We start from the raw sequence: 13,420 nt of genomic DNA on the forward strand, positions 1-13,420 counted from the left end.
GGTATGGGCGTTGATATGAAGGTCAAAGCGATATACGATTCTGAAATTGGTAACATCACAAGATCAGAAAAGAACTGGAAGGATGTGTTAAAGGTCGCAGGTCAGTTATACCGCTATGAATTTGACAATATCGTTATGGTAACAGCTCAGAGACCTCCGGAAAAAAGCACACTCATGGCAGATTATGATACCTGGAAAAAGGTGGGAAGATATGTAAAGCGTGGTGCGAAAGGCTGCGCCATCTTCCCGTCAAGGGCACTGAATCCACGCATGAGGTATATCTTTGATATCAGTGATACCGGAGGGAAGAATGTTAAGTTGACATGGGACCTTGAGGGAGAAAATCTTAAAGATTATGTGGATTTTCTTGTGTCAGAAGGTCAGATTGAGCAGTACGATAACAGCGACAGGGAGTCTCTAAAAAATATATTAAAACAGTTTACAGGAACAGATGTTTGGTTTATAATAAAAGAAGAGTTCGGAGACCGAATGACCGAGCTTATGCAGCTATCAGGTAGTGTGATAAAGGAAGAAAGTAAGAAACGCAATGGCTTACAGCAGGAAATGGACATGGAGCAGCTTGTATATGCAAGTGTCATGTATGCTGTAGGGACGAGATGCGGATTTGACTTATCTGTGCAAGAACAGGATTTTAGTCAGATCGTAAATATCAAAGACGAAGAGATCATTTACCGTCTTGGTTCCATTGTATGCGATGTCTCCTGTAGTGTTCTTAGAGAATTTAGTCGTAACTTAAAGGCAATCGAGAGCGAAAGGAGAATTGGATATGTTAGAAGAAATGACTTACAAGGAAGTGGATGGACTGCTTTATCCGCAGATAGAGATGCCGGACGAGATGGAGGATCTCACGAAGCTGGGCAAATACGGAAGGATGGCGATGAACTATCTAAAGGAGAACGAGCCGGCAAGATACAAGACGCTGATGAGATTCGGGAAGATGTACGAGAAGATGTCAGCGGTAGAGGCGGAAGCGAATCAGCTGTACGACCAGTTAGAGATGCAGTATCTGGCAAAGCACAAGCCACAGAATCCGTCATCGACAATGGAGATGTGGAAGATAAGAGAGCAGGCGAAGATGCAGGCAGAGGAAGTGGTACTGAATCAGATAGTGATGCGATTCCACTAGAATCTGATGATACAGAACTGAATAGGGAACTTGATGAAATCAATTCATTGGGTGTTAGTAAGGAAGCCGAATATACACAGGCTTCCTTTTTTTTCGACCAGAACGGGCAGGCAAGCATTGGCACCATTCATACTGAGGACGAAAACAATAATCAGTTTATGCGTCAGTTCGAGCAGGACAGAAAAGCTGCATTAGCAGGTAAATACAATTACCTGAATCCCAAAAAGTCTGCAACAGTACCAAGTGAGTATATCAAACAGGTGCTTATGAGAGGTACAGGTTTTATCGGTGGTAAGGGCAGGGTATGCAAGATTTTTGAAACAGAGATTGATGCAGGAACCAGAGCAAAGCGTATCAAAGCAGAATATGGTCAGGGAGGTGCAGGCTGGCCGGTTGACGGACTAGGACTGCACGGATATGACACATTTCATGGGAATGGACTGCGTTTTCAGTGGCGAGATGAGGATGGAGAGGTTGAAGGATATGTTTCGTGGAAAGATATCGAAAAAGAGCTTGGTGTACTTATTCTTACAGGGGAATACCAGCCTGAGACACCTCGTATTGATGAGCTTGCGATGGACGGACTCCGTGAGGATGATGAGGTCATTGATGCCGAATACCGGGAAGTGGAACCGGAAGGGGCAGAATCAGAGATTGATGATTATGCAATACCGGATGAGCCGGAGAGCTATGCTTCTAACAGAGATTATGTAAGTGCAAAAGGCATGACACCACAGGAAGCTGCCGATGAAGACCGCATGGTAACACAGGCAGAATATGGTGCCGAGATAGAAGCTGAAACATCTGAAAAAGATCCATCAGAGCTTAAGTATATTACACCGATTGATTATGCCAAGCGTATTGAGGAGCTTGATGAAGACCTGCGTGATGCGGCGGAGATTCTTGTAACAGATTGCAGCTGCTACACTCCGTTTAGGGCATTCCTTATGGATGTGGTGCAGTCTGATTTTGCATTTATGCCAAATAAACTTGACCTTATCAGGGATATTGCATTAGGGACAGATAATGCAGAAAGAAAGGCATATTCCAACAATAAGTATGGTCTTGTGGAGTACTCAATCAGAAGCGGTTATGTGAAGATCAGCTATAAGAACAGGAATGGTGTGCGTAAGGAAGGTGCACTCGACTGGCGTGAGTTATACGAGATTTTATCCTATATGGTAAAACAGCCATTTTACTGCGGAGAAGACCAGAAGAAGTATTATCAGGAGACAAAACAGAAGGCTGACAGGGATAAGATGAATCCGGTCTATAAGAGATTCTTTGATATCGAGGATAGTGTAAAAGCCAATCGTCTTGAAACCAGGGAAAGAGCAATAGCGAATGGCTGGGAAACCAAGATTGATGAGAATGGACATGTGGTTTCAGATGATGCAGTACAGAAAAAACACAACTTCCACTACAACCTCTGGGAAATGGAAAAAGGCGGAGCTAAGACCAGATACCAGTGGAATATGGATGCAATCCGCACTCTAAAGCAGATTGAATCAGAAAACAGGCTTGCCACACCGGGGGAGCAGAAAGTTCTGTCGAAGTTTGTCGGATGGGGCGGACTGTCACAGGCATTTGATGAGGAAAACGCAGGCTGGAGCAAAGAGTATGCAGAGCTTAAAGAACTTTTATCTGATGAGGAATACAGTGCGGCAAGGGCAACAGTAAATAACGCCTTTTACACTTCACCGGAGATAGCCATGTGCATGAATTCGGCACTTGTCCAGTTTGGTTTCAGAGGCGGCAATGTATTAGAGCCATCCATGGGTATCGGTAACTTCTTTGGAAGTATGCCGGAAACAATGCATGAAGCAAAGCTGTATGGAGTGGAGCTTGACAGCATTTCAGGAAGAATTGCAAAGCAGCTTTATCAGAATGCCAATATCAGTATCACAGGATTTGAGAATACCACATATCCGGATAACTTTTTTGATGTGGTTGTCGGAAATGTGCCATTTGGGGATTATAAGGTATTTGATCCGAAGTACAACAAGTATAACTTCCGTATCCACGATTATTTCCTTGCAAAAGCACTTGACCAGGTAAGACCGGGAGGCATGGTTGCAGTAATCACCACAAAGGGAACACTTGATAAGGCAAATCCTACTATCCGAAAGTATCTGGCTGAAAGGGCAGAGCTTGTGGGAGCAGTAAGACTTCCGAATACTGCATTTAAAGATAATGCAGGAACCGAAGTGACAGCAGATATCCTGTTTTTGCAGAAGAGAGAGCGAAAAATTGATATTGAGCCTGACTGGGTACACCTTGGTGTAACTGGGAATGGCATTGCAGTCAACTCTTATTTTGCAGAGCATCCGGAAATGATGCTTGGGGTTATGGAGTATGACACAAGGATTTACGGACAGGACAGCAGATATACAGTCTGTGTGAATGATGATGAGAACTTCAATATGTATGAAGCATTAAACAAAGCTATCGGTAATATCAAAGCACAGATGACAGATTTTGAGAGAGTGGCAGATGAGGCGGAGCAGACGGAGGAAGTTATCCCGGCTGATCCGGATGTGAGAAACTACACTTACACATTTTTTGAAGGAAAGCTCTATTACAGGGAAAATTCCGAGATGGTAAGAAAAGAAGTATCACAGACTGCCGAGGAGCGAATCCGAAGCCTTGATGAAATCAGACAGATAACAAGAGAGCTGATTGATATCCAGATGGATGGCTGCAGCGAGGAGGAGCTTTCTGATAAACAGAGACTTCTTAATGTAAAATATGATGCTTTTGTAAAGCAGTATGGAGCCATTACTTCAAAAGCAAACAGAATAGCTTTCAGGGATGACAGCGATTACCCGCTTCTTTGCAGTCTTGAGGAAGTAAATGAAGACGGGGAGGTGAAAAAAGCGGATATGTTTTATAAGCAGACGATTAAGGCAAAGACTGTCATAGACAGAGTGGAGACGGCTGTTGAAGCATTAAATGTATCCGTCAATGAATTTGGATATGTGAATCTTGCCTATATGCTCTCTATCTATGAGCCGGATATTACTAATGCAAAGGAAGAGCTTGCAGAAAAGTCCGGGCAGACAGTGGATGAGATAACATTTAGTGATGATGCTTTGGCAGAGCTTAGAAGGGCAGTTCTTGTGGAAGAACTGGATGGACTGATTTTCCTTAATCCCGAACGTTACAACGAGAACAATCCTGATATCGGCTGGGAGACAGCAGACGAGTATCTTTCCGGCAATGTGAGAGACAAGCTCCGTGTAGCAAAGGCTATGGCAGCTGATACAGACAATCCGCAGGCAGAAAGATTTGCAGGCAATGTGGCAGCACTGGAAAAGGTGCAGCCGGAGTGGATTGAAGCTTCAGATATTGATGTAAAGATTGGTACGACATGGATTGAGCCGCTTGATTATGAGCAGTTTATCTATGAGCTTCTCAATACACCAAGAAGAGCAAGGGCAGTCAGAAGCCAGTTTTACAATACAGGCATTCAGGTACACTTAAATAAGATGAGTATGGAATGGTTCATCGAGAATAAGAGCATGGATAAGCATTCAGTGGCAGCTACTAAGACTTATGGTACAAGCCGCATGGATGCTTATTCTATTTTTGAGGATACGCTGAATCTTAAAACTGTAACAGTAAGGGACAGGATTGATGACGGTGATGGCAAATATCATTACGAAGTCAATAAGAATGAGACAATGCTTGCAAGGGAAAAACAGAACATGATCAAGGAGAAGTTCAAGGAATGGCTGTTTGCAGAGCCGGAGCGAAGACAGAAATATGTGGAGTATTACAACGAGACATTCAATAACATCCGCCTACGTGAGTATGACGGAAGCCACTTACAGTTTCCGGGAATGAATCCGGCGATTGAGCTAAAGCCTCATCAGAAGAATGCGGTGGCTAGAATCCTTCTCGGAGGAAACACACTGCTTGCACACTGTGTCGGTGCCGGAAAGTCCTTTGAGATGATGGCTGCCTGTATGGAGCAGAAGAGACTCGGACTTGCCAATAAGACGATAATGGTTGTTCCAAAGCCGCTTATCGGTCAGACGGCATCAGAGTTTTTAAGGCTGTATCCGTCAGCAAATATCTTAGTTGCCACAGAGCGTGATTTTGAAAAGAGTCGCAGAAAGCAGTTCGTATCAAGGATTGCGACAGGTGACTTTGACTGCATTATCATGTCGCACTCGCAGTTTGAGAAAATTCCAATCTCAGCAGAGAGAAAGGAGAGAATGCTTAACGAGCAGATTGATGAAATCAGCTATGCGATTGATGAGATGAAAGAGCGTAACGGGGAGAGATGGACTGTAAAACAGATGGAAAGCCAGAAGAAAAAGCTGGAGGAGCAGCTTAAATCACTATCTGATGAAAGCAGAAAGGATGACCTTATAACCTTTGAGGAGCTTGGTGTGGACTCTATTATGGTAGACGAAGCACATAATTTTAAGAACCTTGCTATATTTTCCAAGATGAATAATGTGTCCGGTATCAGCAGCAGTGGAGCGAAAAAGTCAACGGATATGCAGCTTAAATGCCAGTACCTATCAGAGATAAATGATGGCAGAGGCATTGTGTTTGCGACAGGTACACCGATCAGCAATACGATGTGTGAGATGTATGTCATGCAGCTTTACTTACAGAAAGCGGCACTTGAAGAGATGGGGATTTATCACTTTGATTCTTGGGCAGCAAACTTTGGTGAAGTGACAACAGCACTTGAGCTTACTGTAGAGGGAAGCGGATTTCGTTTTAAGAGCAGATTTAATAAGTTTACGAATCTGCCGGAGCTTATGAATATCTTCCGTGAGGTAGCAGATGTGCAGACCGCAGACATGCTTGACCTTGATGTGCCAGCTCTCCGTGGCGGCAAGCCTATTATAGTGGAGTCGGAGCCTGACTGGTATGTGAAGCAGGTCATGGAAGACTTTGTTGTGAGGGCAGAGCGTATCAGAGGCGGTGGAGTTGATCCAAGCGTGGATAACTTTCTAAAGATTACCCATGAGGCAAGACTTCTTGGAACGGATGCCAGACTGATTGATAAGGATGCGCCGAACAATCCGGATGGAAAACTCAATAAGGTAGCGGAGAATGTATGGAAAGAATATGAGAAAGGAAATGCTGATGGTCATATAGGCTGCCAGCTTATTTTTTCGGACATCGGCACACCGGGACCAGATAAGGACTTTACCATCTACGATTATCTGAAAGAAACACTGATCCAGTATGGTATTCCGGCAGATGAGATAGCTTTTATTCATGATGCCAAGACGGATGCACAAAGGGACGCACTTTTTAAGGAGATGAGGACAGGTAAAAAGAAGGTTCTTATCGGTTCAACGGACAAGTGTGGAACAGGTGTCAATGTGCAGACACACCTTGTTGCAATGCATCATGTGGATTGCCCTTGGAAGCCTTCTTCTATTGAACAGAGGGAAGGACGAGGCATACGACAGGGTAATGAAAATGAAGAGGTGGCAATCTACAGATATGTCACCAAAGGGACATTTGATGCATACAACTGGTCGCTTGTTGAAAATAAGCAGCGATTCATCAGTCAGGTCATGACAAGCAAGGCTGTAAGCCGAAGCTGTGAGGATATCGACGAGGCAACACTTTCCTATGCAGAGATTAAAGCGGTTGCCACAGGCAATCCTTTAATCAAGGAAAAGATGGAGATTGACAATGATGTCCAGAGATTAAAGCTCTTAAAGGCATCCTATGACAATCAGAGATATGGCTTGCAGGATAACTTTATGATTAAGTATCCGAAGCTGATTAAGACAGCAACAGAAAAGCTTGCCAATGTAAGAGAGGATGTAAAGGCAAGGGATAAAGAGCTGATTGATAATCCGGAATTTGCCATTACCATAGGCAAAGTAACTTACACAGAGCGTGTGGATGGCGGAACGATGATGCTTGAAGCAATCAGTAAATGTAAGACCGGAGAGACAACTGTAATCGGTAAATTCCACGGATTTGAGCTGCTTGTGGAAAAGAACTTCCTTGGCATCAATTATATGGTGCTTCGTGGAAAGACAGAGTATAAAGCAGAGCTTTCCACAAGTCCTGTCGGCAGCATGGTGAAGCTGGAAAACCTGTTCAATGGACTCCATGAGAACATTGATTTCTTTGAAAAGAAGATTGAGCAGTACCAGAATGACCTTGAAGCATCAAAGGCAGAGTATGACAAGCCATTTGCGTACAGCAAGGAACTGGAAGAAAAGCTGGCTAGGCAGTGTAAACTGAATGCCCAGCTTGACCTTGAGAACGCAAAGGCTGTGGATGCAGACCTGAGCGGACCGGAGGAAGAAAGAGAAGCTGATGACAGAATGGAATCTGCAGCAATTGTAGCAGAGGATAAAGGTGCTTATCCAGCCGACAGAGAGGGCAGAACACGATAGGAGAGTGAATAATATGAGCATAAGAAAAGTGGTCGCAGGACTACTGATTGCAGCAGGGATTGCCATTATGGCAGTCCCTTTTTTCTGGCGGACAACCGGAGAAAAACAGACAGAACAGCTCATAAGTGAATTTGAGCAGACATTGGAGGATGATTACGATGAAGAAACAGATGTGGAGGAAGAGCAAACCTCCATTAGTAAAGAGGATGAAGCCATTCTTAAAGAAGGCGGTGTTATCGGCATCATTGAGATACCGGGCTTAGATATCAGGTATCCGGTAATGGAAGGAACCACAAGTAAAGTCCTTAATGCAGGGATTGGTCATATAGAAGAGACTGCAGGAATCGGAGAAAGTGGCAACTGTGTATTGTGCGGTCATAATGGCAGCAGATATGGCACATTTTTTACACCACTAAGTCAGATATCCATAGGTGATGAAGTAATGATAACCGACAAAAATGGGCTGAAGCATATCTATGAGGTAATAGAGACAGAGGTAGTAAATCCGTATGATAACAGCATCAAGACACAGGGTACAGAAAAAGAATTAACTCTTTTTACCTGTTCCCAGAAAGGAACCATGCGTTTTGTGGTCAGGTGCATTTATAAGGAGGCGGTGATGGATGAATAAGAGATACCGATTAGGTGAGATAGAAGAGGCAGTAGCAGAAATGGAAGAGCTAATTGACATCGAGGATGATATTGCTGAGATTGATGATGACTTTCAGATAGTCGTAAGCGGCTGGTCTGTGTATGTCGAAAGCCTGAATCTGACACTCAGACAGGGAATAGCCTGTGTATGGGATGCAGAGGAAGGATTATTTATGCCTGATTTTGATGTGACTATCGTGTATGAGGGGAACATTGAAACACAGGAGTGGCTCTATTACGAGCAGGATGGAATGGTCGTTACACTTGGCAACTGGCTTAATGGCAGATTGTCTTGTGAACAGATAGAACAGCTTTGGTGTGAGCTTATCATACCGGAGCAAAACAAAGAACAAAAAGAAAGCGAGGAATAGCATATGAAGTATTCAATTAAAGTAAACGAAGTAAGAGCAAAAGAGGGCAGCAACATCAAAGGATTTGCAACAGTAGTATTTGGTGATTCATTTAAGATTACCAATATTGCAATCCTTGAGAATAAGGATAAGGGAGAGCTTTTTGTATCAATGCCAAGATACCGCTCCAATGAGCGTGATGAAAGCAACGGTGTGATCTATAAGGATGTGTGCAATCCTATCACAGCAGAGTTTCGAGAGGAACTCTATACCAATATCCTTGATGCCTATGCAAGAATTAAGGAACCGGAGAAAGAGGAGACACAGAAGCAGGAGCGTACACAGGAAATGCCGGAGTTTTCCGTAACTGTAACACCTTATGAGAGGGAAGGTAGTAACATCAAGGGACTTGCACGCATTTATTTTGAAAACAGTTTCATCGTAAATAACATCAATATCGTGCAGGGCAAAGAGAAAATCTTTGTATCAATGCCTTCTTATAAGACAAAGCAGGTGGACGAGCAGGGCAAGCCAATCTACCAGGATGTCTGCTATCCGGTCACAAAGGATTTCAGGGAAAAACTCTATAATGAGATTATCTCTGAATATGAGAAAGCAAAGGATAAGAGCAACGAAAATGCAAGAGAGAGTGCAGAGAAACATCATGGCAATCCCGATAAAGAGAAGGACAAAGAGGCGACGCCCTTTCGATAATCAGTAATCAGAGTACAGGGGCGGCCAAGGCTGCCCCATTTACAGAATGGAGGAAACAGAATGGATATGGAAGCAGGAAAAACACTTACCAATGAGGAGGTCATAAGAGAACTTCTCGACTTATTAAAGAAAAATGCCATGAAAGAGCAGGCAAACGATGTATTTGAGATATGCAGCTATGTGGATGGACTGGAGAAAAAGATTGATTCCATGACGGAAGAACTCACCAATATGCAGAACCAGATCAAAGAAATGCAGGAAGATACTCTTGTCAATAATGCTAAAAAGGGCTTGACAAATAAAGGGTTAAGGAATATAATTAGATTCAGTTTTATACAAGGAGTTAATAAATATGCGGCAAGGTATTCTTAAATAAACTGTCAATTTGATAGTGGGAACAAAAAGTAGCAGTCCCGTTTCACTTTTAATATGGGGCTTAGTTTTTTGTACCCAGTTTAAGAATACTTTTATCATGTAATTTTATATGCCCGAAAACATATAAGTGTTTTGGGGCTATTGGAGTTATTTACCCAGTGATAGGAGTATTTATCACTGGGTATTTTTATGCCCTTTTTTGGGTGTTGATAGGAGGAAAATCACATGAAAATAATTAACTTAGGCATTCTGGCTCACGTTGACGCAGGAAAGACAACATTAACGGAAAGTTTATTATATACCAGTGGTGCAATTGCAGAACTAGGGAGCGTAGATGAAGGCACAACAAGGACAGATACAATGAATTTGGAGCGTCAAAGGGGAATCACTATCCAGACAGCAGTGACATCTTTTCAGTGGGAGGATGTAAAAGTCAACATTATAGATACGCCAGGCCATATGGATTTTTTGGCGGAAGTATACCGTTCTTTATCCGTTTTAGACGGAGCAGTATTATTAGTTTCTGCAAAGGATGGCATACAGGCACAGACCCGTATACTGTTTCATGCACTACAGACAATGAAGATTCCGACAATCTTTTTCATCAATAAAATTGACCAAGAGGGGATTGATTTGCCAATGGTATATCGGGAAATGAAAGCAAAGCTTTCTTCGGAAATTATAGTGAAGCAAAAGGTTGGGCAGCATCCCCATATAAATGTAACGGACAATGACGATATGGAACAGTGGGATGCGGTAATTATGGGAAACGATGAACTATTAGAGAAATATATGTCAGGGAAACCGTTTAAAATGTCAGAACTGGAACAGGAAGAAAACAGGAGATTCCAAAACGGAACGTTATTTCCCGTTTATCACGGAAGCGCTAAAAACAATCTGGGGATTCGGCAGCTTATAGAAGTGATTGCCAGTAAATTTTATTCATCAACGCCTGAAGGTCAATCTGAATTATGCGGGCAGGTTTTTAAGATTGAATATTCAGAGAAAAGGCGGCGTTTTGTTTATGTGCGTATATATAGCGGAACATTGCATTTGAGGGATGTTATTAGAATATCTGAAAAAGAGAAAATAAAAATCACAGAGATGTGTGTTCCGACAAACGGTGAATTATATCCATCCGATACAGCCTGCTCTGGTGATATTGTAATTTTACCAAATGATGTTTTGCAGCTAAACAGTATTTTGGGGAACGAAATGCTGTTGCCGCAGAGAAAATTTATTGAAAATCCTCTCCCTATGCTCCAAACAACGATTGCAGTAAAGAAACCTGAACAGCGGGAAATATTGCTTGGGGCACTTACAGAAATTTCAGATGGCGACCCTCTTTTAAAATATTATGTGGATACTACAACGCATGAGATTATACTTTCTTTTTTGGGGAATGTGCAGATGGAAGTCATTTGTGCCATCCTTGAGGAAAAATATCATGTGGAGGCAGAAATAAAAGAGCCTACTGTTATATATATGGAAAGACCGCTTAGAAAAGCAGAATATACCATCCACATAGAAGTCCCGCCAAATCCTTTCTGGGCTTCTGTCGGGTTGTCCATAGAGCCGCTCCCTATTGGAAGCGGAGTGCAGTATGAAAGCAGAGTTTCACTTGGATATTTAAATCAATCGTTCCAAAATGCGGTTATGGAGGGGGTTCTTTATGGCTGCGAGCAGGGGCTGTATGGATGGAAAGTGACAGACTGTAAAATCTGTTTTGAATATGGATTGTATTATAGTCCTGTAAGTACCCCCGCAGACTTTCGGCTGCTTTCCCCTATCGTATTGGAGCAGGCTTTAAAAAAAGCAGGGACAGAACTATTAGAGCCATATCTCCACTTTGAAATTTATGCACCGCAGGAATATCTCTCACGGGCGTATCATGATGCTCCAAGGTATTGTGCAGATATTGTAAGTACTCAGATAAAGAATGACGAGGTCATTCTGAAAGGAGAAATCCCTGCTAGATGTATTCAAGAATACAGGAACGATTTAACTTATTTCACAAATGGGCAGGGAGTCTGCTTGACAGAGTTAAAAGGATACCAGCCAGCTATTGGTAAATTTATTTGCCAACCCCGCCGCCCGAATAGCCGTATAGATAAGGTTCGGCATATGTTCCACAAGTTAGCTTAACAGCTTGCAAAAGTCATATAAAATGAGATTTGAAAGGAGAATGTAACTTCATGTTTGCTAAAAATTCAAAGGCATATTCTGTCTACCTGCTGTTCCGATTTGTCTGTTCCCTGGCGGTTTCTATGTCCACAGTGCTTTCCATCGTGTACCACCTGGAGGTGGTGCAGCTGGATGCTTTCCAGCTTGTCCTGGTAGGGACGGTTCAGGAGACCTCCTGCTTTCTGTTCGAGATGCCCACCGGTGTGGTGGCGGATTTGTATAGCCGTCGGCGCTCGGTGCTGATTGGAATGTTCCTCTACGGCCTGGGCTTTCTGATGGAGGGTGCGCTACCGTGGTTCGCGCCGGTTCTGCTGGCCCAGGTTGTCTGGGGTTGCGGTGATACCTTCATCACCGGCGCTCTGGAGGCGTGGATTGCCTCGGAGGAAGAGGACAAACCCATAGACAAGGTGTTCCTGCGGGGCAGTCAAATGGGGCAAATCGGCGGCGTTCTGGGCGTGGTGCTGGGCACACTGCTGGGAAACATAAACCTGCAAATGCCTCTCATCTTGGGGGGCAGTTTGTGCTTGTTGTTGGGGCTGGTGATGGTTCGCATCATGCCAGAAACCAACTTCTCCCCTGCTATTGAGGAACGGCAGGGCTTGCTTAAAGACTTTGTCTGCCTGTTCAAGCTCAACCTGGGCTTTGTGAAAGGCGCACCTGTGTTGCTGGCGCTCTTAGCAATCACACTATGCGGGGGACTTGCCAGTGAAGGCTTTGACCGGCTCTCCACCGCTCATTTTCTGGATGACACGGTAATACCCGTTATCGGGCCGCTGAACAGCGTCACTTGGTTCGGTGTTATCAGTCTTATCGGCAACGGCTTAGGTATTCTGGCTTCTCAGTTGCTCATCGCCCGCATGGAGAAAAAAGGGACTGTCAGCCGAACCAGTGTGGTCATGTCCACCAGCGCCGGGTATATCCTGTTCCTGGTTCTCTTCGCGGTGGGGCGGAGCTTTTGGTTCATGTTGTTGGTGTTCCTGCTGGCGGGGCTTATGCGCACCATCAAGGAGCCTGTGCTGGCCGCCTGGATGAACGACCAAGTGGATGAGAAAATGCGCGCCACAGTCTTTTCCACCAGCGGACAGCTGGACTCTTTCGGGCAGATCATCGGCGGGCCTATTGTGGGGCTGGTAGCCCAGCAGGTGTCCATACCCTGGGGGCTGGTCTGTACCGCTTTCCTGCTGTTGCCCGCGCTGTTCTTAGTGCCGGTGGCGGGAAAGAAGCGGGATTGATATGGCATAGTTAAGTTTACTGACGAGCGGGAGATTACTTCCGCTCGTCTTCATTTAGTAGCGCAAAATTTGAGGACTCTTTATTTCCTTATTCGGTATAGCGGAGGCGGCTGTCAATTCGACATAATTTTCTTGTGATACTTTACCGTACATGAGCATTTGTTTCGTATTTGAAAGAACAAACTCACCAAATAAAAAAAACGATATTCGGGTGGGTTATTTTGTTATACCCTAAATTACCCTCTGAATTTGTTTTTAAATTTGGAGGGATTTTTTTATGTCCTTTTTTCGGGCAGTTATCTATCTGCTCATACGAAGCAAAATTTATCAATACATAGCATATCAGAGAACGGCAGGAAACCAGTTAAAAAAATTTCT

The 13,420-nt window shown here is 43.8% G+C and carries 6 protein-coding genes and 1 pseudogene; all 7 read left to right on the forward strand.

Annotated elements, in window-relative coordinates; genetic code table 11:
* The first annotated feature begins 3 nt into the window (after window positions 1-3).
* The 7 genes and pseudogenes from DW005_RS14385 (at window position 4) to tet(40) (ending at window position 13,042) form a co-directional block, all read left to right on the forward strand.
* The gene (locus DW005_RS14385) at window positions 4-7,536 is read left to right on the forward strand and encodes a helicase-related protein (RefSeq protein ID WP_117477951.1); all 7,533 of its coding nucleotides are present in this window, start codon (window positions 4-6) and stop codon (window positions 7,534-7,536) included.
* A gap of 13 nt (window positions 7,537-7,549) precedes the next feature.
* Complete coding sequence (locus DW005_RS01980) at window positions 7,550-8,167, forward strand: class D sortase (protein ID WP_117477952.1); 618 nt, start codon at window positions 7,550-7,552, stop codon at window positions 8,165-8,167.
* The gene (locus tag DW005_RS01985) at window positions 8,160-8,558 is read left to right on the forward strand and encodes a hypothetical protein (protein WP_117477953.1); all 399 of its coding nucleotides are present in this window, start codon (window positions 8,160-8,162) and stop codon (window positions 8,556-8,558) included. Before DW005_RS01980 ends, DW005_RS01985 begins: the two co-directional genes overlap by 8 nt.
* A 3-nt stretch (window positions 8,559-8,561) precedes the next feature.
* The gene (locus DW005_RS01990) at window positions 8,562-9,251 is read left to right on the forward strand and encodes a SpoVG family protein (protein WP_117477954.1); all 690 of its coding nucleotides are present in this window, start codon (window positions 8,562-8,564) and stop codon (window positions 9,249-9,251) included.
* 60 nt (window positions 9,252-9,311) lie between these two features.
* Window positions 9,312-9,548, forward strand: a pseudogene (locus tag DW005_RS01995) (DUF6674 family protein); the annotation flags it as partial.
* A 303-nt stretch (window positions 9,549-9,851) separates the two neighbouring features.
* Window positions 9,852-11,771: a tetracycline resistance ribosomal protection protein Tet(O) gene (gene tet(O) / locus DW005_RS02000; RefSeq protein ID WP_117477955.1), complete on the forward strand. Its 1,920-nt coding sequence runs from the start codon at window positions 9,852-9,854 to the stop codon at window positions 11,769-11,771.
* A 50-nt stretch (window positions 11,772-11,821) separates the two neighbouring features.
* On the forward strand, window positions 11,822-13,042 hold the full coding sequence (tet(40), locus tag DW005_RS02005; protein ID WP_109215034.1) for a tetracycline efflux MFS transporter Tet(40): 1,221 nt from the start codon (window positions 11,822-11,824) through the stop codon (window positions 13,040-13,042).
* Window positions 13,043-13,420 lie beyond the last annotated feature (378 nt).

Source organism: Clostridium sp. AF36-4 (genome assembly GCF_003435975.1).
Classification (GTDB): Bacteria; Bacillota; Clostridia; order Lachnospirales; family Lachnospiraceae; genus Eubacterium_F.

What these genes read in the sequence shown, in the direction of transcription:
- DW005_RS01980 (WP_117477952.1), top strand. Translation starts at nt 7,550, where the DNA reads ATGAGCATAAGAAAAGTGGTCGCAGGACTACTGATTGCAGCAGGGATT.
- DW005_RS14385 (WP_117477951.1), top strand. Translation starts at nt 4, where the DNA reads ATGGGCGTTGATATGAAGGTCAAAGCGATATACGATTCTGAAATTGGT.
- DW005_RS01990 (WP_117477954.1), top strand. Translation starts at nt 8,562, where the DNA reads ATGAAGTATTCAATTAAAGTAAACGAAGTAAGAGCAAAAGAGGGCAGC.
- DW005_RS01985 (WP_117477953.1), top strand. Translation starts at nt 8,160, where the DNA reads ATGAATAAGAGATACCGATTAGGTGAGATAGAAGAGGCAGTAGCAGAA.